The 25,656-nt window shown below is 66.2% G+C and carries 22 protein-coding genes; 15 read left to right on the top strand and 7 right to left on the bottom strand.

The annotated features are described in order from the left end of the window. Positions 1 to 46: 46 nt before the first annotated feature. The 3 genes from LWE61_RS17660 (at position 47) to LWE61_RS17650 (ending at position 4,661) form a co-directional block, all read left to right on the top strand. Positions 47 to 1,159, top strand: a complete 1,113-nt coding sequence (locus tag LWE61_RS17660; protein ID WP_234151972.1) for a mannose-1-phosphate guanylyltransferase — start codon at positions 47 to 49, stop codon at positions 1,157 to 1,159. An 89-nt stretch (positions 1,160 to 1,248) separates the two neighbouring features. After that, the gene (gene secA, locus LWE61_RS17655) at positions 1,249 to 3,990 is read left to right on the top strand and encodes a preprotein translocase subunit SecA (RefSeq protein WP_234151971.1); all 2,742 of its coding nucleotides are present in this window, start codon (positions 1,249 to 1,251) and stop codon (positions 3,988 to 3,990) included. 224 nt (positions 3,991 to 4,214) lie between these two features. After that, complete coding sequence (locus LWE61_RS17650) at positions 4,215 to 4,661, top strand: chemotaxis protein CheW (protein ID WP_234151970.1); 447 nt, start codon at positions 4,215 to 4,217, stop codon at positions 4,659 to 4,661. 194 nt (positions 4,662 to 4,855) lie between these two features. On the opposite strand, the gene LWE61_RS17645 is transcribed toward LWE61_RS17650, so the two are convergent. The 3 genes from LWE61_RS17645 to LWE61_RS17635 all read right to left on the bottom strand — a co-directional run bounded on the left by LWE61_RS17645 (position 4,856) and on the right by LWE61_RS17635 (position 7,996). Then, positions 4,856 to 6,154, bottom strand: coding sequence for an MFS transporter (locus LWE61_RS17645; RefSeq protein WP_234151969.1), 1,299 nt, complete (start codon positions 6,152 to 6,154; stop codon positions 4,856 to 4,858). A 10-nt stretch (positions 6,155 to 6,164) separates the two neighbouring features. Further along, positions 6,165 to 6,974, bottom strand: a complete 810-nt coding sequence (locus LWE61_RS17640; protein WP_234151968.1) for a TrmH family RNA methyltransferase — start codon at positions 6,972 to 6,974, stop codon at positions 6,165 to 6,167. 239 nt (positions 6,975 to 7,213) lie between these two features. Beyond that, positions 7,214 to 7,996, bottom strand: coding sequence for a helix-turn-helix transcriptional regulator (locus LWE61_RS17635; protein ID WP_234151967.1), 783 nt, complete (start codon positions 7,994 to 7,996; stop codon positions 7,214 to 7,216). A gap of 79 nt (positions 7,997 to 8,075) precedes the next feature. Between LWE61_RS17635 and LWE61_RS17630 the strand changes: the two genes are divergently transcribed. The 5 genes from LWE61_RS17630 to LWE61_RS17610 all read left to right on the top strand — a co-directional run bounded on the left by LWE61_RS17630 (position 8,076) and on the right by LWE61_RS17610 (position 13,706). Further along, entirely contained in the window at positions 8,076 to 8,858 is a 783-nt protein-coding gene (locus tag LWE61_RS17630) for a class I SAM-dependent methyltransferase (protein WP_234151966.1), read from the top strand. Between the two features lie 130 nt (positions 8,859 to 8,988). Further along, positions 8,989 to 10,446 (top strand): IMP dehydrogenase, encoded by a 1,458-nt coding sequence (gene guaB, locus LWE61_RS17625; RefSeq protein ID WP_234151965.1) that lies wholly within the window; start codon positions 8,989 to 8,991, stop codon positions 10,444 to 10,446. A 272-nt stretch (positions 10,447 to 10,718) separates the two neighbouring features. Next, positions 10,719 to 11,909, top strand: coding sequence for an RsmB/NOP family class I SAM-dependent RNA methyltransferase (locus LWE61_RS17620; RefSeq protein ID WP_234151964.1), 1,191 nt, complete (start codon positions 10,719 to 10,721; stop codon positions 11,907 to 11,909). A gap of 56 nt (positions 11,910 to 11,965) precedes the next feature. Further along, a complete protein-coding gene (locus LWE61_RS17615; RefSeq protein WP_234151963.1) occupies positions 11,966 to 12,484 on the top strand; it encodes a tetratricopeptide repeat protein in 519 nt (172 codons plus the stop codon). A gap of 184 nt (positions 12,485 to 12,668) precedes the next feature. Then, positions 12,669 to 13,706, top strand: coding sequence for a sulfotransferase family protein (locus tag LWE61_RS17610; RefSeq protein ID WP_234151962.1), 1,038 nt, complete (start codon positions 12,669 to 12,671; stop codon positions 13,704 to 13,706). A gap of 30 nt (positions 13,707 to 13,736) precedes the next feature. Here LWE61_RS17610 and rnd read toward each other — a convergent pair whose 3' ends face one another. Beyond that, the gene (rnd, locus tag LWE61_RS17605; RefSeq protein WP_234151961.1) at positions 13,737 to 14,909 is read right to left on the bottom strand and encodes a ribonuclease D; all 1,173 of its coding nucleotides are present in this window, start codon (positions 14,907 to 14,909) and stop codon (positions 13,737 to 13,739) included. A 139-nt stretch (positions 14,910 to 15,048) separates the two neighbouring features. On the opposite strand from rnd, the gene aspS reads away from it, so the two are divergent. Beyond that, positions 15,049 to 16,833 (top strand): aspartate--tRNA ligase, encoded by a 1,785-nt coding sequence (gene aspS / locus LWE61_RS17600; RefSeq protein ID WP_234151960.1) that lies wholly within the window; start codon positions 15,049 to 15,051, stop codon positions 16,831 to 16,833. 54 nt (positions 16,834 to 16,887) lie between these two features. Beyond that, positions 16,888 to 17,676, top strand: coding sequence for a polyphosphate kinase 2 family protein (locus LWE61_RS17595; RefSeq protein WP_234151959.1), 789 nt, complete (start codon positions 16,888 to 16,890; stop codon positions 17,674 to 17,676). 40 nt (positions 17,677 to 17,716) lie between these two features. Here LWE61_RS17595 and greB read toward each other — a convergent pair whose 3' ends face one another. The 3 genes from greB to LWE61_RS17580 are packed head-to-tail and all read right to left on the bottom strand — an operon-like array spanning position 17,717 to position 20,563. Continuing rightward, positions 17,717 to 18,205, bottom strand: a complete 489-nt coding sequence (gene greB, locus LWE61_RS17590) for a transcription elongation factor GreB (protein WP_234151958.1) — start codon at positions 18,203 to 18,205, stop codon at positions 17,717 to 17,719. Further along, on the bottom strand, positions 18,205 to 18,447 hold the full coding sequence (locus LWE61_RS17585) for a hypothetical protein (RefSeq protein ID WP_234151957.1): 243 nt from the start codon (positions 18,445 to 18,447) through the stop codon (positions 18,205 to 18,207). Before LWE61_RS17585 ends, greB begins: the two co-directional genes overlap by 1 nt. A 37-nt stretch (positions 18,448 to 18,484) precedes the next feature. Continuing rightward, entirely contained in the window at positions 18,485 to 20,563 is a 2,079-nt protein-coding gene (locus tag LWE61_RS17580; RefSeq protein WP_234151956.1) for a lytic transglycosylase domain-containing protein, read from the bottom strand. A 118-nt stretch (positions 20,564 to 20,681) separates the two neighbouring features. Between LWE61_RS17580 and dapA the strand changes: the two genes are divergently transcribed. The 5 genes from dapA to LWE61_RS17555 all read left to right on the top strand — a co-directional run bounded on the left by dapA (position 20,682) and on the right by LWE61_RS17555 (position 25,568). Beyond that, entirely contained in the window at positions 20,682 to 21,560 is an 879-nt protein-coding gene (gene dapA / locus LWE61_RS17575; protein WP_234151955.1) for a 4-hydroxy-tetrahydrodipicolinate synthase, read from the top strand. A 64-nt stretch (positions 21,561 to 21,624) separates the two neighbouring features. Further along, entirely contained in the window at positions 21,625 to 22,107 is a 483-nt protein-coding gene (gene smpB / locus LWE61_RS17570; protein WP_234151954.1) for an SsrA-binding protein SmpB, read from the top strand. 19 nt (positions 22,108 to 22,126) lie between these two features. After that, the gene (locus LWE61_RS17565) at positions 22,127 to 22,744 is read left to right on the top strand and encodes a DUF2062 domain-containing protein (protein ID WP_407696260.1); all 618 of its coding nucleotides are present in this window, start codon (positions 22,127 to 22,129) and stop codon (positions 22,742 to 22,744) included. Positions 22,745 to 22,776: 32 nt separating this feature from the next. After that, positions 22,777 to 25,209, top strand: a complete 2,433-nt coding sequence (locus LWE61_RS17560) for a hybrid sensor histidine kinase/response regulator (protein WP_234151952.1) — start codon at positions 22,777 to 22,779, stop codon at positions 25,207 to 25,209. Further along, on the top strand, positions 25,206 to 25,568 hold the full coding sequence (locus tag LWE61_RS17555; RefSeq protein ID WP_234151951.1) for a response regulator: 363 nt from the start codon (positions 25,206 to 25,208) through the stop codon (positions 25,566 to 25,568). The genes LWE61_RS17560 and LWE61_RS17555 overlap by 4 nt, the downstream gene beginning before the upstream one ends. The last annotated feature ends 88 nt before the right edge of the window (positions 25,569 to 25,656 follow it).

Raw genomic sequence — 25,656 nt, 5'->3', positions numbered from 1 at the left:
GTCGCAGGCCCCGCCCAAGACTATGATCTGCATGGAGCACCCGATCATGACGGCCCCTGTCCAGACTGTAACGCCGGTGATCCTCTCCGGCGGTTCCGGGACGCGCCTGTGGCCGCTGTCCCGCCCCGAACGGCCCAAGCAGTTTCTGGCCCTGACGGCCGAGGAGACGATGCTGCAACTCACGCTGGCGCGCACCGCGACGCAGGAGAATTACAGCACGCCGATCATCGTCGCCAGCAAGGCGCATGCCGCGCTGGTGGAGGCGCAGACGGGCGGCGAAGAGTTGGTCATCCTCGAACCCCTGCCGCGCAACACCGCGCCCGCGATCGGGCTGGCGGCGCTGGCGGTGGACGATCCGGCGACCGTGCTGCTGGTCATGCCCAGCGATCATGTCATCGCGGACGTATCTCGCTTTCATGACGCGATCCGCAAGGCGTTGCCCCTCGTCGCGGACGGCTGGCTCGTCACCATGGGCATCACGCCCGAAGGCCCGGCGACCGGCTATGGCTATATCGCGCTGGGCGATGCGCTGGGCGAGGGTGTCCAGCGGGTCGAGCGGTTCGTGGAGAAGCCCGACCGGGCAAAGGCGGAGGCGCTGCTGGCCGCCGGGAACCATGTCTGGAACGCGGGAATCTTTCTCTTCCGGGTCGATGCCTATCTCGCCGCGCTGGACCGCTTCCAGCCGGAGATGCTGGCGGCGGTCCGGGCGGCGTCGGACGGGGCGGTACGCACCGGTCGCTGGCTGTCGCCCGACGCGGCGGCCTTTGCGGCCAGCCCGTCCAACTCCATCGACTATGCCGTCATGGAGCAGGCTGACCGCATCGCCTGCGTGCCGGTGGACATGGGCTGGTCCGATGTCGGCGGCTGGGACATGCTGCACAGCATCGCGGATCAGGACGCGGCGGGCAATGTCAGCGATGGCTCCGCGACGCTGATCGACGCCCATGGCTGCCTCGTGCGCAGCGATGGTCCGCGCATTTCTATCGTCGGCCTTGACGACATCATCGTGGTCGCCACCGGCAATGACGTGGTGATCGTCCCACGCGGCCAGTCGCAACTGGTGCAGAAGGCGGCGGAGAGCGCATCCATCCGGCTCCGCGCCGAACAGGCGCAGGATGGGCTGCCACCTGTCCCCGCTGCCCCTGTCCCCACTGATTGACTAAGCCGGTGCACGACCCTACATCGCGGCGCTAATGCATCGGGCGCTGGTCGCCGCGCGCACCCTCATGGGAAAGTCAGGATTCAGGCATGTTCGGCTCGGTAGCCAAATCGCTCTTCGGCTCGTCCAACGACCGCTACGTCAAGTCGCTCCGCAAGATCGTCGAGCGCATCAACGCCTTTGAGCCGACCATCTCCGCGATGGACGACGCCACGCTGATCGACCAGACGCGGCTGTTCCGCGAACGGCTGGGCGCGGGCGAGACGCTGGACGACCTGCTGCCCGAAGCCTTCGCCACCGTGCGGGAGGCCGCCAAGCGGACGCTGGGCCAGCGCCATTATGACGTGCAGCTGATCGGCGGCATCGTGCTCCATCGCGGCGAGATTGCGGAGATGCGGACGGGCGAGGGCAAGACGCTCGTCGCCACGCTCGCCACCTACCTCAACGCGCTGGAGGGCAAGGGCGTCCATGTCGTCACCGTGAACGACTATCTGGCCCGCCGCGACTGCGACTGGATGGGCCAGGTCTATCGCTTCCTCGGCCTCACCACCGGCGTCATCGTGCCCAACCTGAACGAGCAGGAACGGCGCGCCGCCTATGAGGCGGACATCAGCTATTGCACCAACAATGAGCTGGGCTTCGATTACCTGCGCGACAATATGAAATATGAGCGCGCCCAGATGGTGCAGCGCCCCTTCAACTTCGCCATCGTGGACGAGGTGGACTCGATCCTGATCGACGAGGCGCGGACCCCGCTCATCATCTCCGGCCCGACCGACGACAAGACCGACCTGTATATTCAGGTCGACGCCATCGTGAAGCAGCTCGTCGACGCGGATTATGAGAAGGACGAGAAGCAGAAGAACATCATCCTCACCGAGGATGGTACGGAGAAGGTGGAGCGGCTGCTGGAAACGGCGGGCCTGCTCGACGGCACCAACCTGTATGATTTCGAGAATACGCAGGTCGTCCATCATGTGAACCAGGCGCTGCGCGCTGTCTGTATGTTCCGCCGCGACATCGACTATATCGTCAAGGACGACAAGGTCATCATCATCGACGAGTTCACCGGCCGCATGATGGACGGCCGGCGCTGGTCGGATGGCCTGCATCAGGCGGTGGAGGCCAAGGAAGGCTGCCAGATCGAGCCGGAGAACCAGACGCTCGCCTCGATCACCTTCCAGAATTATTTCCGCATGTACCCGAAACTGGGCGGCATGACCGGCACGGCCTCGACCGAGGCGGCGGAATTCTACGAAATCTACAAGATGAACTGCGTCACCATCCCGACCAACCGGGACGTGCAGCGCATCGACGACGAGGATCTGTTCTACAAGAGCACGGAGGACAAGTTCCGCGGCATCGCCAAGACGATCCGCGAGCATCAGGCGCTCGGCCAGCCGGTGCTGGTCGGCACCGTCTCCATCGAAAAGTCCGAACTCCTCTCCGAATTCCTCAAGCTGGAGGGCGTGGAGCATAGCGTCCTCAACGCCCGCTTCCATGAGATGGAGGCGACCATCGTCGCGCAGGCGGGCAGGGCGCGCACCGTCACCATCGCCACCAACATGGCGGGTCGCGGCACCGACATTCAGCTCGGCGGCAATCTGGAATTTCGCGTCGAGGGCGAACTGGTCGATCTGGCCGAGGGGCCGGAGCGCGACGCCGCCATCGCCCGCATCAAGGCGGAGATCGAGGTCGAGCGTCAGGCCGTGCTCGACGCGGGCGGCCTGTTCGTGCTGGGCACGGAACGGCATGAGAGCCGCCGCATCGACAATCAGCTTCGCGGCCGTGCGGGCCGCCAGGGCGATCCGGGTCTCAGCCGCTTCTACCTCAGCCTCGACGACGATCTGCTGCGTATCTTCGGCCCAGACACCCTCTTTGCCAAGATGATGCGGTCCAGCCTGGAGGATGGCGAGGCGCTGCCCCCGTCCAAATGGATGTCCAAGGCGATCGAGACCGCGCAGAAGAAGGTCGAGGCGCGCAACTATGACGTGCGAAAGCAGGTCGTCGAATATGACGACGTCATGAACGACCAGCGCAAGGTCATCTATGAGCAGCGCAGCGACATCATGGACGCCGACACGGTGGACGATGTGGTCGTGGACATGCGCCACGAGACGGTGAACAACATCGTCGGCACCGCCTGCCCTCCGGGCACCTACCCGGAGCAGTGGGACGTGGAGGGGCTGAAGGCCGCCGTCGCGGGCACGCTCAACCTCGACGCCGACATCGACGGCTGGTTGCAGGAAGATGCGGTCGAGCCGGAGATATTGGAGGAGCGCCTCACCCGTCTGGCGGACGAGGCCGTAGCGGCGAAGGTCGCCCCCATCGGTGACGAGGCCTGGCATCAGGTGGAGAAGAATATCCTCCTCCAGAACCTCGACCACCACTGGAAGGAGCATCTGTCCACGCTCGACGCGCTGCGGCAGGTCGTCCATCTGCGCGCCTATGCGCAAAAGACGCCGATCAACGAATATAAGCAGGAAGCCTTTGCCCTGTTCGAGCGGATGCTGAACAATATCCGCGAGGATGTGACCCGCACCGTGGCCCATGCCCAGTTCCGCACCGCGGACGAGCCGGCCTATCCCGAACTGCCGGTGCTGCCCGACTTCATCACCACCCACATCGACCCCTTCACGGGTGAGGATGACAGCGGGGACCGGGATGCGGCGTCGCAGGGTTTCATCACCACCACCATCCCCCGCTATGTGCCGCTGTCGGCGGCGGGCGACGATGGCGAGGATTATCGCGGCCTCGACATCAGCCGCAACGCGCCGTGCCCCTGCGGGTCGGGCGAGAAGTACAAGCATTGCCACGGCGCGCTGGCCTGATCGCCGCGCCCTGACGTTTCTACTCTGCCGTCATCCCGGATCGGGTCCGGGATGACGCATGGGGCAGGGGGGCAAACCGCTCGCCCGCCTGAAGGGCGCGGGATAGCGGACCGGCGAACAGCGCAGCGGCCACACATGGCCCGCCCGTCTTTCGCCGCCGCGTTTACCGCCCGTTAACTCTCTTTCGCTACCGTCTGCCCATGGAATTCAATGGGGAGCGCAGCATGAGCCGCCAGATCATCACTTTCCGCATCGGCGAGCAATATCTCGGCGTGGACATCATGGCGATCCGCGAGATTCGCGCATGGTCGCCGACCACGCGCCTGCCGCATGTGCCCGAATATGTGCACGGCGTCGTCAACCTGCGCGGTTCGGTGCTGCCGGTGTTCGATCTGTCCGCCCGTCTGGGCTGGGGCGTCACCGATCCGACCGCCCGCCACGTCATCATCGTCGTCCAGCTCGGTAACCAGTTGCAGGGCCTGATCGTGGACGCCGTCAACGACATCGTCACCCTGACCGACGGCGCGCTCCAGCCGCCGCCGAACGTCGGTGACGATGAAGCGGCCATCTTCCTCGAAGGTCTCGCGTCGGTGGACGACCGCATGGTCATGGTCCTGTCGCTCTCGCGTCTGACCGACGGCACGGACGACCTGGAACAGATCGCCGCCTGACCGCACAGATTTCCTCCCCCAGGAGCCAACTAGGCCCGGTGACCATGTCGCCGGGCTTTTTCTTTGTGCGCGATGGGGGAGGCGTCTCCCTCCGGTCATCATCCCGGACTTGGATACGGGGCTCCGCTTTTTGAGGCGTTCTCGTCAGGAAAAAGCGATACCGACCGGGTTCGGGAGGAGGGGGATACCCCTGATTACCCCTTGGGCGACAACCACAAGCCGATCAGGCTGAACAGCGCCGTCACCGTCAGGAACAGCCCGACCGATGCGGTGCCATAGGTCGTCGCCAGCCCCTGCGCCACAATGGGGGCCGCGCCGCCGCCGATGATGCCGCCGACGTTGAACGCCATGGACGCGCCGGTGTAGCGCACCCGCGTCGGGAAGCGGTCGGTCAGCCACGCGCCCAGCGGCCCATAGGCCAGCCCCATCAGGTAGAGCGCGACGCTCAGCGCGATCAGGATGGCGATCAGCGATCCCGTCGCCAGTGCGGGGCCGAATGCGATCCCCAGCGGCACCGTGCCGATGCAACCGGCGATCAGGACGGTGCGCGGGCTGGTCCGGTCCGCCCACCATCCGGCATGGACGATGCCCAGCGCCAGGAACAGGATCGCGATCAACTGCACGCCCAGCAGGCTCTCACGTGGCAGGTGCAGCACCTGCGTCGCATGGGTCAGGGTGAAGGCGGTGGTGATGTAGAACAATGCGAAGCAGGTCACGACCGCCATGGTCGCGGTCAGCGTCGCCGCGCCATGATGGCGGAACAGTTCCACGATGGGCACGCCCGGCGGTGGTCCTTCCTCCAGCGCGGCGGCGAACTCCGCCGTCTCGGTCAGCTTCAGCCGCACCCACAGACCCAGCAGCACCAGCACCGAACTGGCGATGAAGGGCAGGCGCCAGCCCCAGCTCAGGAAATCCGCCTCGCTCAATGTTGCGCCCAGAATCAGGAACAGGCCGTTGGCGGCGATGAAGCCCACCGGTGCGCCCAGTTGCGGCATCATGCCAAAGCGGGCCCGCCATCCCGGCGGCGCATTCTCCACCGCCAGCAGCGCCGCACCGCCCCATTCGCCGCCCAGGCCGAAACCCTGCCCCAGCCGGAACAGGCACAGCAGGATCGGCGCGATCAGGCCCGCCATCTGATAGGTGGGCAGGAAGCCGATGGCGACCGTCGATCCGCCCATCAGCATCAGGGAGGCGACCAGCGTGGACTTGCGTCCCACCCGGTCCCCGAAATGGCCGAATATGCTGGCCCCCAGCGGTCGTGCGATGAAGGCGAGGGCGAAGCTGGCAAAGGACAGCATCGTCCGCGCCGAATCCGAATCGGCGGGAAAGAACAGCATGCCGAACACCAGCGACGCCGCCGTGGCATAGATATAGAAGTCGTAGAACTCGACCGCCGTGCCGATCAGGCTGGCCAGCAGCACCCGCCGCTGCCGCCACATGACGCCCGTCCCGCCCCGGTCGGCTTCGATCCTGTCCTCTGCAACCCCCACCATCTGCGCCCCTTTACGTCGTTGCCGTCTTGCGCTGGTTGACCACTTCATAGGCCATGACCGCCGCCGCGACGGAGGCGTTCAGGCTGTCCGCGCGGCCCAGCATCGGGATTTTCACCAGCAGGTCGCACGCCTGCTCATAGTCCTCCGGCAATCCGCGCGCCTCGTTGCCGATCATCAGGAAGGTCGGCGCGGCATAGCGCGGCCCCTGATAGTCATGGGTGGTGTTCAGGCTGGTGCCGACAAGCTGCCCTTCGCCTGTCCGCAGCCAGCCGAGGAACTCATTCCATTCGGTGGGCACGATGGCCTGCGTAAAGATCGCGCCCATGCTGGCCCGCACCGTCTCGACGGAAAAGGGGTCCACGCAATCGTCCACCAATATCACGCCGCCCGCGCCGACCGCATCGCCGATCCGCATCAGCGTGCCGAGGTTGCCGGGATCGCGCATCGCCTGCGCCACGAACCAGAGGGGGGCGGCGCTCCGGTCGATCGCGGCCAGCGGGGTCGGCCGGTCGGGATAGACGCCGACCAGCGCCTGTGCATTGTCCTTGGCCGTGATCTTGGAGAGGATCTCCGCGCTGGTGCGGATCACGTCGCCGCCCGCGGCCAGCGTCTGCTCGATCAGCTCCTCGGCCAGCGGGTGCGGCCGGGCATCGTCCGACAGGACGAGGATCTCGGGCAGGGCGCCGCTGTCGCGCGCTTCGGTCAGGATGCGCAGCCCCTCCGCCAGGAACAGGCCCTCGCGCTTGCGATGCTTCTTCTCGCGCAGTGAGCGCAGCCGCTTGACCAGCGGATTGGAAAAGCCGGTAATGTCGCGGATCAACGAAAGGCTCCCTGAAGGACGGCGGCCCCTGCGCTTAGGGCCGGGCGGGGTTCAGGGCAAGGTTTCGTGGAGGAGGGAAAGCCGGGTCTGCGTCAAGGGGGGATGGAATGACACAGCCCGGCTACCGATGAACACCGGCAAAGCTATGACGATGTCGTCCGGGCAAAGCCGCAGCCCGTCTTTTCACGCCTCGTCGCAGACTGGCCCGGTCTGCGGCCTCCAGCCGATAGCGTTCCCAATCACTCCGACACCGGCTGCAACGCCACCAGCTTGAAATCCGGCCGTTCGGCCGCGTGTAGTGTATGCTGTTCGAACCGCATCGCCCCGTCGAGCGGGTGGTGGAATAGCCTGACGCCCCCCTCGCGCCCCGCCACCGCCTGCCGCTCCCACGCATCGCGAAAGAAGGCGCTGTCCGCCGCCAGCCAGTCCACCACCGCCCGTGCGCGCGGATCGGCCAGGTTGCGGCCATAGTCCGCGCGAAACTCCGCCAGCAGCCGCGCCGCCCGTTCCTCCCAGTCGGGGATCAGCGACCGCGCCGCCGGATGGGTGAAGACATAGCGCAGCAGATTGGCGTGACCCGCCCCCTCCAGCCCGACGAACAGCCGCCGCGCCGCCCCGTTCCATCCGCAGATGGTCCATGCCGGGTCCAGCCCATAGGCCGGGCAGGGCAGGGCGGCGACCAGCGCGGTGATCGACGCGGGCGCATCCCCCTCCGCCCGGTCGAACAGGCCCGCCGCCATGTCCGGGTCATGCCGCCCCGCCAGTTCGAACAGATAGGCCCGCTCCGCCCGCGTCAGGTGCAGCGCCTCCGCCAGCCGCGACAGGCTGTGCGCGGACACGCTCACCTCGCGCCCCTGCTCGATCCAGGCGCACCATGTCACGCCGATGCCCGCCCGCGCGGCCAGCTCCTCCCGGCGCAGCCCCGGCGTGCGCCGCCGTCGCCCGCGCTCCTCCGGCTGCAACGCCTCCCGCCGCGCCCGCACGAAGGCGCCCAATAATCGTCTCTGGTCGTCGCTCTGCATGATGGCAATTATACTAGGATATTTATCTCTCTTGTAACAGGCTAATGATCGGCCGAAATCGGGGGTGAGGAGAAAGACCATGACCCGCACCAATTCCCCACCCAACCCCGGCCATGATGCCGTCGTCCAGCACCAGTTCGGCCCGCAGGCACAGGCCTATGTCAGCAGCAGCGTCCACGCCGCCGGCATCGACCTCGACGGGGTGGAGGCGCGCGTCGCCGCAGTGCGGCCCGCCCATGCGCTGGATCTGGGCGCGGGCGGGGGCCATGTCGCCTATCGCATGGCCGCTCATGCCGGGCGGGTGACGGCCTGCGATCTGTCGCCGGACATGGTCGCCGCCATAGAGTCGACCGCCCGCGACCGGGGCATCGCCACCATCACCGGCGCGGTGGCCGCGGCGGAGGATCTGCCCTTCGCCACCGGCCAGTTCGATTGCGTCGCCAGCCGCTTCTCCGCCCATCACTGGCGCGACTGGGAGGCGGGCCTGCGGCAGGCGCGCCGCGTGCTGGCCCCCGGCGGCCTCGCCCTGTTCGCGGACATCGTCGCGCCTGCGGGCAACGCCATGGCGGACACCCATCTGCAAGCGGTCGAGCTGCTGCGCGATCCCTCCCATGTCCGCGACTATCGGCTGGACGAATGGCTGGCCGCACTGGCCCGCGCGGGCTTTGCGGTGCGGGAGGTCGCGACCCACCGGCTGCGCATGGACTTTCCCACCTGGATCGCGCGCATGGCGACCCCGGATGTGCGAACGGCGGCGATCCGGTCGTTGCAAGGCGTGGCCTCCGCAGATGTGGCGGACCATTTCGGGCTGGAGCCGGACGGCAGCTTCACCGTGGACGCGATGATGATCGTGGCGGGTTGAGGGGGGGAGGGCAACATGCCTTTCCCCACACCCCCAAATTTGAATCTCCGCAGGCCCTAGCCCAATCCGCCCGAAATGGTTACATGGGCCGCCACGATTCCCTTAACGCATCGGCAAGGTGGCATATTCCATGGACATTCGGCTCGGCCTGACATTCGACGACGTGCTGCTTCAGCCGGGCGAATCCGACGTGCTGCCGAGCCAGGCGGACACGGCCACCCGTGTCAGCCGCGACATCGCGCTCAATATCCCCATCATTTCCTCCGCCATGGACACGGTGACGGAGGCGGACATGGCCATCGTCATGGCGCAGTTGGGCGGCATCGGCGTGCTCCACCGCAACCTGTCGGTGGAGGAGCAGGCCGCCGCCGTCCGCGCGGTCAAGCGGTATGAGAGCGGCATGGTCGTCAACCCCATCACCATCGCGCCGGAGGCCCCGCTGGCGGAGGCGCAGGCGCTGATGGCGCATCACAAGATCAGCGGCATCCCCGTGGTGGAGGCGTCGGGCCGCCTCGTCGGCATCCTGACCAACCGCGACGTGCGCTTTGCGGAAAACCCGCTCCAGCCGGTGCGCGAACTAATGACGCACGAGAATCTGGCGACGGTCAACACGGGCGTCTCGACCGGGGAGGCGCGCCGCCTGTTGCACGCGCGCCGCATCGAAAAGCTGTTGGTGGTGGACGACAGCTATCATTGCGTCGGCCTCATCACGGTCAAGGACATTGAGAAGGCCGTCACCTATCCGCAGGCGACGAAGGATGCATCGGGTCGCCTGCGCGTCGCCGCCGCGACCACGGTGGGCGACAAGGGGATCGAGCGGACCGAGGCGCTGATCGACGCGGAATGTGACCTGATCGTCATCGACACCGCCCATGGCCATAACCGCGACGTCGCGCGCACCGTGGAGCGGGTGAAGCGCCTGTCCAACACGGTTCAGGTGATCGCGGGCAATGTCGCGACGGCGGAGGCGACCCGCGCCCTGATCGACGCGGGCGCGGACGGGGTGAAGGTCGGCATCGGCCCCGGCTCCATCTGCACCACCCGCGTCGTCGCGGGCGTTGGCGTGCCGCAGTTGACGGCGGTGCTGGACGCGGCGGAGGAAGCGGCCAAGTCCGGCGTGCCCGTGATCGCGGACGGCGGCCTGCGCACGTCGGGCGATCTGGCCAAGGCGCTGGCGGCGGGCGCCTCCACCGTCATGATCGGTTCGCTGCTGGCCGGCACGGCGGAGGCTCCGGGCGAGACGTTCCTGTATCAGGGCCGCGCCTACAAGAGCTATCGCGGCATGGGTTCGGTGGGCGCGATGGCGCGCGGCTCCGCCGACCGCTATTTCCAGGCCGACATCAAGGATCAGATGAAGCTGGTGCCGGAGGGGATCGAGGGTCAGGTGCCGTTCAAGGGGCCTGCGCGCGACGTGATCCACCAGTTGGTCGGCGGCGTGAAGGCGGCGATGGGCTATACCGGCAGCGCGACGCTGAAGGATCTGCGGGAGCGGGCGCGCTTCATTCAGATCACCAACGCGGGCCTGTCCGAAAGCCATGTGCATGACGTGACCATCACGCGCGAGGCGCCCAACTATCCGACGCGCTGAGGTGGGCCGCCGATCCGACAGGATGCCGCTATCCGACAGGACCGGTCCAGCGGTGCCGGTCAAACGGGGTGGGGTCAAAAGGGGCGCGGTCCTTCAGGGACGTGTGCCACAGGCCCCAGTTCTGGAGGCCCCAGTCCCACAGGCTCCAACCCAACAGGCTCTGCTCCAACAGGCAGCGATCCTACAGGCCCCGGGCCTACAGGCTGGAATCCAACAGGCCGGACCGGGCGCGTCCACACACCCGTTTTGGTTGGTATAGTTGTAATGCAGTCATGACCCCGGCCGCCCGTCTCCAGGCCGCCATCGACCTGCTCGACGCCATCATCGCCGCCGCGACCGGTAACGGTCCGGCGGCGGATACGCTCATCGCCCGCTACTTCCGGGAACGACGCTACGCCGGGTCGAAGGATCGCCGGGCGGTGCGCGATCATGTCTATGCCGCCATCCGCGCCCACGCCTCGCCGCCCGCCAGCGGCCGCGTCGCGATGGTCGCGCTGGCGGAACGCGATCCCGCTCTGGCTGCCCTCTTCGACGGCTCGCCCCACGCCCCGCCGTCCATCGGCGCGGGGGAGCGTGGCGCCGGTCGCGCCGTCGCCACCGATCCCATCCCTGCATGGCTCTCGCCCGCTCTGGCGGCGCTGGTCGACGGCCCGGAACGCGCTGCCCTCCTCGAACGCGCGCCGCTCCACCTGCGCGCCAATAGTCTCAAGACGGATCGCGCCGCCCTCCTCGCCGCCCTGCCGGACGCGATGCCGCTCGCCAACACGACCCACGGCCTTGCTTTGCCAGAGGGCACGCCGCTCGAATCCACGCCCCAATGGCAGCAGGGCCTGATCGAGGTGCAGGATGCGGGCAGCCAGATCATCGCCGCCGCCTGTCAGGCCCGACCCGGCCACACGATCCTCGACCTGTGCGCCGGGGCAGGAGGCAAGACGCTCGCGCTGGCCGGCGATATGGCGGGGAAGGGGCGGTTGATCGCCGCCGACGTCAACCGCGACCGCCTGTCCCGTCTCGCTCCCCGCGCCGAACGGGCGAGCGCAACGGGCATCGAGACATTGCTCCTCAACGGCGGGCGCGAGGCGGAGGCGCTGGCGTCTCTCACCGAGGCCTGCGATGTCGTGCTGGTCGATGCGCCCTGCACCGGCATGGGGACATGGCGGCGCAACCCGGAGGCGCGCTGGCGCCTCACTCCCGACGCGATCGCGCGCATGGCGGTGCTCCAGTCCCATGTCCTGCGTCTCGCCGCTCCACTGGTGAAGCCGGGCGAGGCCATCGTCTATGCCGTCTGCTCGCTGCTCGACGCGGAAGGGCGCGATCAGGTCGACGCCTTCCTCGCCCTCCATCCGGGGTGGGTGGCGGAGGATGCGGGACCGGCCGGACGTCCGTGGGGGCAGGGGCGGTTGCTCACGGCAAAACAGGATGGTAGCGATGGGTTTTTCTTCGCAAGGCTGCGGAAAGCGTGATATTAGGGCCTGATAAGGGGAAGGCTTCCTCGCAAGAAACCCTATTGGAGGTGATGATGCGGTTCACGCCCGCGGCGCTGTCGCTTGCTGTTCTTCTGGCTGTAACATCCAGCGCAAGCCTTGGGCAAAAGCCAATCGTCCTTAACCCCCAGTCCATTAGCTGGTCGGATCGCGGCACCGCCGCCTTTACCTCCGGCGATCTCGACAGCGCGACCGACTCCTATGAAACGTCGCTGGTCCTCGACCCCCGCAACCGCACGGCCTTCGTCGGCTTGGCGCAAGTGGCCGACGCGCAAAAGCTGCCCGGCAAGGCGATCCGCTATTATGACGAGGCGCTGTCTCTCGATCCCAAGGACGTGACCGCCCTGCGCGCGCAGGGGCTGGCGATGATCGAGAAGGGCGCGCTGGAAAGCGCCCGCGCGAATCTCGCCAAGATCAGGGAGAACTGCAAGGCGCCCTGCGTCGCCGCCGACCAGCTCGCCAATGCGATCGCGACACGGGGCGTCGTCCCGCCGCGCATCGTGGCGGCGTCCGACCTGAAGCCGGTTCCATCGGGGGCTGTCGTCAAGGAATAGGGGCGTCAAGGAATGGCGCTGTCGGCCTTGCTGGGCGGGGCCGCTTGTGAAGCAGAGCAATCACCCGCCCGATACCGGGGCTGCCTTCTCTTCGTCGAATACAAACGGGTATGGGAGTTTCGCTTGTCTGTCGCCCGCAGGGACCGTCCGCGCCGCATGGATCGTCTGAGGTGATGGCGACCAGATGACCGGCCCCATTTTTGTCGTGGGTGCCTCTCGATGCGGGACGGAACTCGTTCGATCGGCCCTCAATCGCCACAGCCTCATTCACATCGCCTCGGAGAGCCATTGGTTCGACGACCATCGCGCACGCCTGATCGCGCCGGACGCCCCTCCCCAACCCGCAGAGGAGCAGGGGCTGATCGATTATCTTCTCTCCGTGCGCCACCATGGCTATGGCCTGCGTGACCATAGCGCCCCATCGGCGGAGGCGGCGGCCTTGCGGGAGCATTGGCAAAGCATCGGCGTCAGGGCCGATGACGCCTTTGCCGCCAATTGCCGCATACAGGCGCAGCGCAACGGAAAGAGCCTCTGGGGCGAGAAAACGCCCCGCCACCTGTTCCGCACAGCCGAGATACTGAAGGCGTTCCCGGACGCGAAGATCGTGATCTGCCTGCGCGATCCGCGCGGTGCGGTCGCATCCTATCGGGACTGGCGGAACAACTGGTTCGACCGAAGCCTGCTCAGCGCGGCGAGACTGGCGGAGATCGAGACGGAGGAGCAGCGTGTCCGGCGCTCGTACAGCCTGACCATCGCCACCCTGATGTGGCGTTCGGCGGCACGCTCGGCGTTGCGATTGTGCGACCGGCTGCCTGCGGATCGCCTGTTCCTTGTGGGTTTCGAACGTTTGCTGGCGCAACCGGAGCCAACCCTCCGCTCGATGTGTGACTGGCTGGGCGTGGGGTTCGAACCGATGCTGCTCGCGGCGTCGGTCACGAACAGTTCCTATGAGGTGGCAGGTGCAACCAGCCGTTTCGACGAAACTGTCTCCACGCGCTGGCGCCATCGCCTGTCACCCGATGAGGCGGCCTATATCGAATGGCTGACACGCCATGAAATGCAGGTATTGGGGTATCAGCCCGGCATCCATCCGCTGAGCGCCGGCTTTGCCCTGCGGCAGATTATCGGCCTGCCCGGTGAAATGCTGCGCGCCCTGCGGGCCAATCACAAACGGATCGGCGGGGTCAGCCATTTCCTACGGACCCGCCTGCTCGGCGTGTGACGCAGGTGGTATAGCCGCAGGCCGACGATCCTACTCTCGCGCCGTCCGCGTCATCTGCAACTTGCCGTTCACCACTGCAAAGGCCATGCGCCCCTCGACCAGATCGAGGGCATCATGGCCGAACTGTTCGTAGCGCCAGCCCTCCAGCACGGCGAGTCGTTCCCGCACGCCAGCCGCCAACAGTTCGAGCTCATCCGACCGCGCCAGCAAGCGCGCCGCGACATTGATCTCGCGCGAGCGGATCTTGAGCAGCAGCTTCAGCAGGTCGGCGACCAGCGCGCCGTCCTTGCCGGGGCCGGGGCGATAGGGTTCGCGCTCCGGCATGTCGTCACGGTCCAGCGGTTCCGACGTGGCGATCGCCTGCATCAGCCGGGCGCCAATGTCATTGCCTCTCCATGCCGCCGACAGGCCGCGCACCTTGGCAAGGTCGGCCTGGTCGCGCGGCGGGTGGGTGGCGAGGTCGGCCAGCGTCTCGTCCTTGGCGATTCGGCCGCGGGGTAGGTTCTTGTCCCGCGCCTCCGTCTCGCGCCAAGCCGCAATCGCCTTCAGGCGGCCCAGCACATCGGCCTTGCGGCTCGACAGGCGGACGCGCTTCCACGCTTCGGCGGGGTCGGCGGCATAGTTGGCCGGGTCGGCCAGCCGTTCCATCTCCTGATCCAGCCAGCCACCGCGCCCGGTCTTGCGCAATTCCTCCAGCATCATCGGGAACAGCGCGGACAAATGGGTCACATCGCCAATGGCATAGTCGATCTGGCGCTTGTCCAGCGGCCGCCGCGCCCAATCGGTGAAGCGTGCGCCCTTGTCCAGCGTGATGCCCAGCCACGCCTCGACCAGATTGCCATAGCCGATCTGCTCACCCTGGCTCAGCGCCATGCTGGCGATCTGCGTGTCGAACAGGGGGTGGGGCGTCTTGCCGGTGAGATTATAGATAATCTCGATATCCTGCCCGCCCGCGTGGAAGACCTTCAGCACGTCCTCATTGTCAACCATCAGGTCGAGCAGCGGTTTCATGTCCAGCCCCGGCGCCTTCGGGTCGATGGCGGCGGCTTCCTTGTCGTCCGCGATCTGAATCAGGCACAGGTCGGGCCAGAAGGTATTCTCGCGCATGAACTCCGTATCGACCATGACATAGGGCGATTGGGCAAGGCGTTCGCACAGCGCGGCAAGGGTCGCGCTATCGGTAATCAGCGGATGGATTTGCATAAGGCAGGCGATCTTATTATGGGCCGATGCTCGGTCGGCGGGCTGACGGATTGATTGCGCGATCCTTAACCACCTTGCCCGGCCTTGTCATGCTTCATTGCTACGCCATTCTTCTCGCACAAATTGGGGATTTCTCTCGATGCACGCCTATCGCAGCCACACTTGCGGCGAACTGCGCTCCTCCCATGTCGGTGAGACGGTGCGCGTATCGGGTTGGGTTCACCGCAAGCGCGACCATGGCGGGGTGTTGTTCATCGACCTGCGCGACCATTATGGCCTGACGCAGGTCGTCGCCAAGGCGGACAGCGAGCCGCTGCGTATCCTTGACGGGCTGCGCGCCGAATCCGTGGTGACGATCGAGGGTGTCGTGGTCGCACGCGGGCCGGAAGCGACGAACCCCAAGATGGAAACCGGCACCATCGAAGTGGTGGCCGACAGCGTGATCGTCCTGTCCACCGCCGCAGAACTGCCGCTGCCCGTCGCGGGCGAGCAGGAATATCCGGAGGACATCCGCCTTCGCTATCGCTTCCTCGACCTGCGCCGCGAGACGCTGCACGCCAATATCGTGAAGCGCACGAAGGTCATCTCCGACATGCGCCGTCGCATGGAGGGTATCGGCTTCACCGAATATTCGACGCCGATCCTGACGGCTTCGTCGCCGGAGGGCGCACGCGACTTCCTGGTGCCCAGCCGTATCCACCCCGGCAAATTCTACGCCCTGCCGCAGGCGCCGCAGCAGTATAAGCAGCTTCTGATGGTCGCCGGTTTCGACCGCTATTTCCAGATTGCGCCCTGCTTCCGCGATGAAGATCCGCGCGCCGACCGCCTGCCGGGCGAATTCTACCAGCTCGACCTCGAAATGAGCTTCGTGACGCAGGAAGACGTGTGGAACACGATGGAGCCGGTGATCGCGGATGTGTTCACCGCCTTTGCCGACGGCAAGCCGGTGACGCCCGCGGGTAGCTTCCCGCGCATCCCCCATGCCGAGGCGCTGCTGAAGTATGGCAGCGACAAGCCCGACCTGCGCAACCCCATCGAAATCAAGGACGTGACCGAGCATTTCCACGGTTCGGGCTTCGGCATCTTCGCCAGCCTCGTAGAGTCGGGTTCGGTCATCCGCGCCATCCCAGCCCCCGGCGCGGGCGCGGGCAGCCGCAAATTCTTCGACGAGATGAACAACTGGGCGCGGGGCGAGGGCTATTCCGGCCTTGGCTACATCAACATCAAGGATGGCGTGCCCGGCGGTCCCATCGCCAAGAATCATGGCGAGGAAAAGACGGCGGCGCTGATCGCGGCGCTCGGCCTCGGTCCCAATGATGGCGTGTTCTTTGCAGCGGGCAAGGAATCGCAGGCCGCCAAGCTGGCCGGCCTTGCGCGCATCCGCGTGGGTGAGACGCTCGACCTGATCGACAAGGATCGGTTCGAACTGTGCTGGATCGTCGACTTCCCCTTCTACGAATATGATGAGGATACGAAGTCCATCGACTTCGCCCATAATCCCTTCTCCATGCCGCAGGGCGGTCTGGAGGCGCTGAACGGTCAGGATCCGCTGACCATCAACGCCTATCAGTACGACATGGTGTGCAACGGTTATGAGATCGCGTCCGGCTCAATCCGCAACCAGTCGCCGGAACTGATGGTGAAAGCGTTCGAACTGGTGGGTCTCAGCCAGCAGGACGTGGAGGATCGCTTTGGCGGCCTCTATCGCGCGTTCCAGTATGGCGCGCCGCCGCATGGTGGCATGGCCGCTGGCGTCGATCGCATCGTGATGCTGCTGTGCGGCGCGCAGAACCTGCGCGAGATCACGCTGTTCCCGATGAACCAGAAGGCCGAGGATCTCCTGATGGGTGCTCCCAGCCCGGCGGAGTTCAAGCAGCTTCGCGAACTCAACGTCCGCGTGGTGGAGCCGCAGAAGACGGCGTGAACCTTCTTGCCCGCCATGGCTTCTCCTGTACGTTGACCGATGACAGGAGTAGCCATGGCGATCGACCTATCCGATTATGAGAAGGGCGCCGGTTTCGACGGCGACTATGATGAGGCGCTGAAGCAGCTTCAGCAGCGCATCGAGCGGGTGCAGACCGCGCACATCATCCATGGCAAGCGCAGCATCGTGATGCTGGAGGGCTGGGACGCGGCCGGCAAGGGCGGCGTCATAAAGCGGCTGACCGCGCGGATGGACCCGCGCTATTATCATGTCTGGCCGATCAGCGCGCCGACGGAGGCGGAGCGGACCCGCCATTTCCTCTGGCGCTTCTGGACGCGCGTTCCCGGCGACCGGGAAATCGCGATCTTCGACCGCAGTTGGTATGGCCGCGTGCTGGTGGAACGGGTGGAGGGCTTTGCGTCCAAGAAGGAATGGAAGCGCGGCTATGACGAGATCAACGCGTTCGAGGCGCAACAGGTCGACAGCGGCACCGCCATCATCAAGCTGTTCCTCCACATCACACAGGACACGCAGGACAGGCAATTTGCCGGGCGGCTCGATGATCCGTGGAAGCGGTGGAAGACGGGCGAGGAGGATTATCGCAACCGCGCCCATCGCGAGGAATATCTCAAGGCGATGGACGACATGTTCCGCAAGACGGACAGCAAGTCCGCGCCCTGGACGGTGATCGATGGCAACAACCGTAAGGCTGCGCGCATCGCCGCGCTGACCGCCATCGCCCACGCGCTAGAGAAGCATGTGCCGATGAAGCCGCCGGGAATCGACCCGGCGGTCGTGAAGCTGGCGCAGGATGCGTTCGGCTATGCGCCGGGGAAGGGCTGAGGCGGGCGCGTAACCCGATTGGAATGGCCGACCCCCTCGGTCAGCCGTGGTAGAGTATCTCCACCACTTCCCATTCCTTGACCCCGCCGGGCAGGGTGACGCGGCGCAGGTCGCCCACCACGGCGCCGCGCAGCGCGCGGGCAAGGGGGCTGTTCCAGCCGATGCGGCCCTTGTCCGCCTCCGCTTCGTCATCGCCGATCAGCGTGACGGTGCGCTGGTTATCGTCCTCGTCCGCGATGGTCACGGTCGCGCCGAAAAAGGCGCGGCTCTTGTCCGGTTGCTCCATCGGGTCGACCACCCTGGCGCTCTTCATCCGGGTGGCGAGGAATTTTAGGCGGCGGTCGATCTCGCGCATCCGTTTGCGGCCATAGAGATAGTCGCCATTCTCGCTGCGGTCGCCGTTTCCGGCGGCCCAGCTGACGACCTCCACAATGGCCGGACGCTCGACGCCCAGCAGATTGTCATATTCCGCCCGCAGCGCCGAATAGCCTGCGGGCGTGATATAATTGGGCGCCCCCGCCGCACTCATTATTTGCGGCGCTTGGCGTACATTAGTGCGGCGACCAGCGCGGCGGAGCCGACGCCGACGGCGGTGCCCATCCAGACTTTGGACGACACGCCGTTGCCCTTTTCGCTGGCGGTGACGCCATTGCCCTTGTCATGCGACGGTGCGTCCGCAGCGATGCCGTTGCCTTTCTCATGGTCGGGGGCCTTGGCGGTTGCCGCATCGGTTTCGGCTTCGGCTGCGGGATTCGCTTTATTCTCTGTCATGGCATCCTGTTCGTCATTGTTATCGGGATAATCCGCCTCAACCCGGCCGGTTCTTGCCGAGATAGCGGCTGAGCGGCGTCGCCGTCCGCAGGCCGCCCGTGCGGGGGTTGAGCTGGTCATAGACCACCGCATTCTCCAGAACGCGCTGGACATAATTTCGTGTCTCGAAAATGGGAATATCCTCGATCCACTGCACGATGTCGCCGCCCTGGCGCGGGTCGCCATTGGCGCGCAGCCATTTGTTCACATTGCCCGGCCCGGCATTATAGGCCGCAACCGCCAGCGGATAGCTGCCGTTATAATAGATCATCATCCGCTGGAAATAGGTGCTGCCAAGGCGGATGTTATAGCCTGGCTCGTTGAGTGAGCTGATGTCATAGCCCATGCCCAGCTTGCCCGCCGTTTCCCGCGCTGTGCCGGGCATCAACTGCATCAGGCCGCGCGCCCCGGCGCTGGACACGATCTGCCGGTCGAACTGGCTTTCCTGCCGGGCGATGGCATGGATCATCGTCCAGTTGTCGCCATGTTCCTCCGGCACGGACACGCGGGGGAAGCTGCTGTTGGTCTGGCCTGACAGGCCGCTGGACAGCGCCCGTCGCCCGGCCATGACGCCCAGGTCGGGCCGGGCCAGCGACTGGGCCAGCTCCCCGATCAGGATATGCTCCTGCTCCGTCGCTGCGCCATTGGCGATGGCGCGCAGAAAGCGGCTCTGGTCCTGCCAGTTGCCCGTCGCGCCCAGCCGCCGCGCGGCGCGCACGACGGTCCGGTTGGCGAAGGCCTGCCGTTCGGCGTCGCTCACCACGGCGGTGCGATTGGCTCCGGCGGGCAGGGGCACGGGCTGCCCCAGCCGCTCCAGCGACAACTGCCCATAATATTGGTCGGGATAGATAGAGGCACGGCGGAAATGTTCCTGCGCCTCCCGCTCGCGTCCGGCGGCGCTGGCGGCGCGCCCGGCCCAATAATAGCCTTTGGAGATTGTCTGCGGCGAGCGTGCGCCCCCCGCGTATCGGGTGAACATGCCGATGGCGTCGGCGGGGCGGCCTAGCCGGTTAAGTGCCGCCGTGCCCGCCAGCCAGGTCAGGCTGGTATAATCGTCGCGCACCCCGATCGCCTTGTCGCTGACGTCGGTGCCCGCCGGAAAGGCGTCGTCCACCTTGGACGCGATGGCATAGGCGGTCGTCCAGTTGGTATCGTTACCCGCCGCGCGTGCGGCGGTCAGCAGCGTCTCATACCATTTTTCCGGCGCGGCGACCGGCGTGGCGAGCGTCTGGCGGTCGGCCAATATCGTCCGCGCGCCGCCCCAGTCATTGCTGTCGCGCAGCCATTTCGACTTGTCGGCGAGATAGCCGCCGTCGGAGAGGCCATAGGCATCGGCCGCCGCGATCCGCTGCGCTGCGTCGGGCCATTTGCTCTGCATCGCGATACGCGCGTCGACGACGGTGCGGCGGGCAGGGGACAGCCATGCGGAGACGCGCTGCGCCCCCGGCCGGTCGCCGACCCACAGCAATATGTCGGCCCGGCGCGCATGATCCTCCGGCGTGAAGGCCCCGGCGAACAGCGACATCAGCCGTTGTTCGTCCACCACATTCAGCGTGCCGCCGACCCACGCCCGCCGCGCGGCGTCGCGTGCCTCATTCGCCCGGTTCGCGGAGGCCAGCGCAAAGGCATAGCGCGCCTCGCCCGTCGCGGTGGTCGGCGGAAAGCGGGAGAAGAAGGCTATGGTCTGCGTGCTGTTATAGCCCGACGGGTCCGCCTGCGCTTCCGCCAGCCGCCGCATCCGGTCCTCGCTCGGCCAGCCGGGATTGGTGAGCAGGAAGCCAGCATAGGCGGAAAAGCCCAGCACGTCGTTCTGTTGCAGGCGACGCCATTCGGCGATGGTGGCGTCGATGCTCTGGTCGGCGGGGGAGACGGGCTGGACCAGTTGCGTCGTCGCGCTGCGCCAGTCCTGCACCGTCGCGGCACCGGTCTGGCCAGGTATCGGCTGCACCGTCAGGGCCGGTTGGCTGGCGGGGGCCGCTGCGCCACCGGCCTGCGCCCAGCCGGGTATCGCCACCTGCGCGTCCGCAAAGCTGTAGGCCGCGATCAGGGCGACGGCGGCAATCCCTGATGGAAGCATGATCCGGGGGGCTTTTCCCATGATGGACATTATGGCAATGCGATCCTGATCCGGCGGTGAACGGCTGCGTGTCATGTCAGTATGGCCCCGTGGTCGCGTGATTTGAAGGAGTTTATGAATGTTTTCCGGTTCTATCCCCGCGCTGCTGACGCCTTTTCGCGATGGCGCGGTGGATGAGAAAGCATTCCGCGCCCTTGTGGACTGGCAGATAGAGGAGGGGTCGACCGGCCTCGTCCCCTGCGGCACGACCGGCGAAAGCGCCACCATGACCATTGAGGAGCATAATCGCGTCATCGCCCTGTGCGTGGAGCAGGCGGCGGGCCGCGTGCCGGTGATCGCGGGCTGCGGTTCCAACGACACGCGCATCGCGCTGGAGCATATGGTCGCCGCGCAGGCCGCCGGCGCCGATGCGGCACTGGTCGTCGCGCCTTACTATAACAAGCCCAATCAGGAGGGTGTGTATCAGCATTTCGCCTGGCTGGCGAAGCGGTGCGATCTGCCCATCATCCTCTATAACGTGCCCAGCCGCACCATTACCGACATCGGCGTTCCGGTGATCCAGCGGCTGGTGGAGGAATATGACACCATCGTCGGTATCAAGGATGCGACCGGCAATCTGGGCCGGGTGACGGCGCAGCGCCTCGCGGCGGGTGAGGATTTCTGCCAGATGTCGGGCAATGACGAGACGGCGCTGGGCTTCAACGCCATGGGCGGCGTCGGTTGCATTTCCGTCACCGCCAATGTCGCGCCGCGCCTCGTCGCGGAGTTTCAGGCGGCGACGCTGAACGGCGACTGGGAACTGGCGCTGGCGTTGCAGGACCGGCTCTATCCGCTGCACGACGCGATGTTCTGCGACACGTCGCCGGGCCCGGTGAAATATGCGCTGACCCGTGTGCGGCCGGACATGCCGGACGAGGTGCGCCTGCCCATCACGCCGCCGTCCGGCCCCGCCCGTGCGACGATTGATCGTGCTCTTGAAATTGCGGGTCTGGTGTAGGCGGTCCATCTCACCTACATCTGGGCGCGCCTATCCTCACATACCTCTTAACCATTAAGGCACCATGGCCCGTCCACGCCCCGCAGAATTCGACAAGGTAAAGACCGTCGCCGAGAACCGGCGCGCACGGTTCGAGTTTTTTATCGAGGACGTCTATGAGGCGGGCATCGCGCTGACCGGGACGGAGGTGAAGTCCCTGCGCGGTGGGCAAGGCTCCATCGTGGAAAGCTATGCTGAGGTGAAGGACGGGCAGGTGTGGCTGGTCAACAGCAACATCCCGGAGTTCAGCCATGGCAACCGCTACAATCATGAGCCGAAGCGGGTCCGCAAACTGCTGCTGCGGGAGCGCGAAATCGAGAAGATGCACGGCGCCGTCGCGCGCAAGGGCATGACGCTGGTTCCCCTGACCGTTTATTTCAACAGCCAGGGCCGGGCCAAGATGGAACTGGCCATCGCCAAGGGCAAAAATGTCCAGGACAAGCGCGAGACGGTCAAGGATCGCGACTGGAAGCGCGAGCAGAGCCGCATCATGCGGGACAAGGGTTGATGAGGGATCGGGGCTGATGGTGAAGCGGCATATTGCCCGCATCTACAGGGACAATGTGCCCAGCCGGGAAAGCCTGGAGCAGAATCGCTTCATCCGTCCGGTGGCGCACCGCGTCCTTGCGCCCGAACTGTGGCGCTTCACCCGCCGGTCGGTGCCGCGTGGAGTCGCGCTGGGCACGCTGGTCGGCATTTTCCTGCTGATCCCCGGTCTCCAGATCGCCGGTGCCGCGTTGCTGGCTCTGCCATGCCGGGCTAATGTGCCCATTGCGGCGGCCATGACCTTCCTCTCCAACCCCGCGACAACGCCGTTCCTCGTCGGCCTGTCGCTCTACATTGGCAATAATCTGCTCGGACGGTCGGCGGATATTTCGCGTTTCTATGCCCTCATCGAAAATCATGCGAGCGTGGGCGAATGGACCAGTTGGCTGCTGTCCGACGCCGCCCCCGCGCTGCTGGTGGGCCTGTTCGTGGTGTCGGTCGTGTCCGCCGCCATCGGCTATCTGATCGCCAGCTTCGCGTGGCGCGCGCGCATTGGCGCGAAGTGGAAGGCACGCGCGCAGGAACGTGCCGATCGCCGGACTCCCCCCGTCGCCGCGGTGGCGGAGGAACCGGCCCCGGTGCAGGCCGCGCCTCTATGATGGCCTCTCTTCTCTTGCGGGAGCGATAGGCGATGGCTTCGTCCCATCGCGACGACCTGCTGGACATCACCGGTCGTCCCTCGGCGCGTCATCTTCTGCCGCTGCTCGGCCTTGTCGCCTTGTTCAGTGCGGGCATCCTTTATGCGGCGGTGCGTGAGCCTGCGCTGGCGGGTGGGTTCGCGGCCACCATCCTCGCGGGCGTATTCCTCATCTGGTACGCCCGCCGCCTGTTCCCGGAAAGCGACGGCGCGAACCAGACGGTCGCGACCGACTGGACCGTGGCGCGCGCCGCCGCGCAGGCGACCGGCAGCGCCATCGCGATCACCGACCGCAACGGCCGCCTGATCTGCGCCAGCGACCAGTTCGGTGAATGGTTCCCCGGCTATCCTACCCCACCACAGCTCAAGGTGGCCGGGCCGGACATCGACCGGCTGACCGCCGCCGGACGCGCCGCCTGGCGCGATGGCGAGGCGCGGGTGGAGGGGATCGCGCGTGGCGTCCTGCTCCTCGACGCCGACATCGTGCGTACGGGCCGGTCGGATGATTATCTCCTCTGGCGTTTCCAGCCGGTGCAGCAGGCCAACGTCATGGACGACTGCATGCGGATCATCTCCGGCCAGGCGGGTGAGCATATGGCCGAAGCAGGGGTCATGACCGCCATGATCGGGGCGGAGGGCCGCGTGCGCGCCGCCAATCCCGCCTTTCTGTTGCGCGCCACCGGGCGGCTCGATGGTAATATCGCGGGTCGCGATCTCGCCGCCTATATGCGCGTCGATGCCAAGGGGCGCATCTTCTTCGCGCGGGAAGAGCAGCGCGCCGTTCCCATCCGCATCGTGCAGGTGCCGATCCGCGCCAACGACCCGTCGGGGCCGATGCTGCTCCTGTTGCTCGACGACAATATGGTGGGCGCCGACGCTCCCTCCAGCCTCGCCTATGTCGAGACTTTGCTGTCCCTGCTGCCGTTCGGCCTCGCCATGGCGGACCGGGACGGGCGGCTGCTCTTCTTCAACAACGCCTTTGCCCGTGCGGCGGGAATTACGCCCACCCAGCGGCCCAGCTATCCCGGCGACCTCGTCATCGCGGAGGATCAGGCGGCTGTGGCGGAGGCGATCCGTCGCTATGCCGTGGGGTCGCAGGTCGCAGGCGACATCGCGGTGCGCCTGCGCTCGCAGGAGGAGCCTGTCTCCCTTTCCATCGCGGGCGTGCGCGGCCTTGGCGAGGCGTCCGTCCTCCTGTCCCTTCGCGATAATACGGAGGAGACGCGGCTCAAGCGGCAGGTGGCGCAGCAGACGAAAATGCAGGCCGTGGGCCAGCTCGCGGGCGGTGTCGCGCATGACTTCAACAATGTACTGACCGCGATCATCGGCCATTGCGACCTGATGCTGATGCGTCATACGCCGGGCGACAGCGACTATGACGATATTCAGCAGATCAAGTCGAACAGCAATCGCGCCGCCAGCCTGACGCGCCAGCTCCTCGCCTTCTCCCGCCAGCAGACGCTGCGCCCGCAGGTGCTGCAATTGCCCGACGTGGTGTCGGAGGTTTCGGCCCTGCTGAAACGGCTGCTGGGTGAGAATATCACCCTGTCGGTCAGCCATGGCCGTGGCCTTGGCCCCGTGCGCGCCGATCCCGGCCAGCTCGAACAGGTGATCGTCAACCTCGTCGTCAATGCCCGCGACGCCATGCCCAATGGCGGAACCGTCACCATCCGCACCTTTGCGCTGCCCGCCAAGGATGTCCGCACGATCCGCAGCGAGATCATGCCCGCGACCGATTATACCGGCCTCAGCGTCAGCGATTCGGGCACCGGCATCCAGCCGGACGTGCTGAACAAGATTTTCGAGCCTTTCTTCACCACCAAGGAAGTCGGCAAGGGCACCGGCCTCGGCCTCTCCACCGTCTATGGCATCGTCAAGCAGTCGGGCGGCTTCATCTTTGCCGATTCGGAACTGGGCAAAGGGACGGAGTTCAAAATCTATCTCCCTGTCCATGCGGCGGAACCGGGCGAAGTCGCCGTCCGCCCCGTGCAGCGCAAGGTGGTCCTGCCCGATACCTGGGGCACCGGCACCATCCTGCTGGTGGAGGATGAGGATATGGTCCGCAACGTCGCGGAACGGGCGCTGACCCGGCAGGGCTACAGCGTCACCGTCGCGCCCGACGGGGAGCAGGGCCTCGCCCGCCTGGCGGAGATGAGCCATGTCGACCTGTTGATTTCGGACGTCGTCATGCCGGGCATGGACGGCCCCGCGATGGTTCGCGAAGCGCGCAAGGCGCGTCCCGACTTGCCCGTCCTGTTCATGTCCGGCTATGCGGAGGAACAGCTTCGCAAGTCGATCGACATTCCCAATGTCAGCTTCCTGCCAAAGCCTTTTTCGGTCGCCCAGATTGCGGAGGCGGCCCGTGACACGCTGGCGGCGAGTCGCGCGGAGACGCAGACAGTACAGGAGACGGTGGTTCCATCATGACAGCGCCCGCACGACGGATACTCATCGCCGAGGATGAAGCGATGATCAGCATGATGGTCGAGGATTTTCTGGATCAGCTCGGTTATCATGTCGCGGGCGTCTGCATGACCGGGGCGCAGTGCCAGACCCTGCTCGATTCAGGGCAGGAGGTGGATGCGGCGCTGCTCGACTGCAACCTCGGTGATGGACCGGTCTGGACGATCGCGCGGCGGCTTCAGGATCAGGGCGTGCCCTTCCTGTTCGCTAGCGGCGACGGCGGCCATGGCGTGCCCCCGGACCTCAAGGGCGCACCGGTTCTCGGCAAGCCCTATCTGATCGACGCGCTCGAACGCTCGCTGGCGGGCCTGTTCGAGGGCTGAGGAATTTTACGGGACGAATTCGTTCTCCTCTTGTTCCAACAGAACATATGCGGTACATCGTGAGCATCCGGCGGAATCGCCGCCCTTT

Origin of the sequence: Sphingobium sufflavum (genome assembly GCF_021403115.1) — a bacterium.
GTDB lineage: Bacteria > Pseudomonadota > Alphaproteobacteria > Sphingomonadales > Sphingomonadaceae > Sphingobium > Sphingobium sufflavum.
The sequence above is the reverse complement of the archived record's forward strand: the minus strand, read 5'-3'. Positions and strand labels throughout refer to the sequence as shown.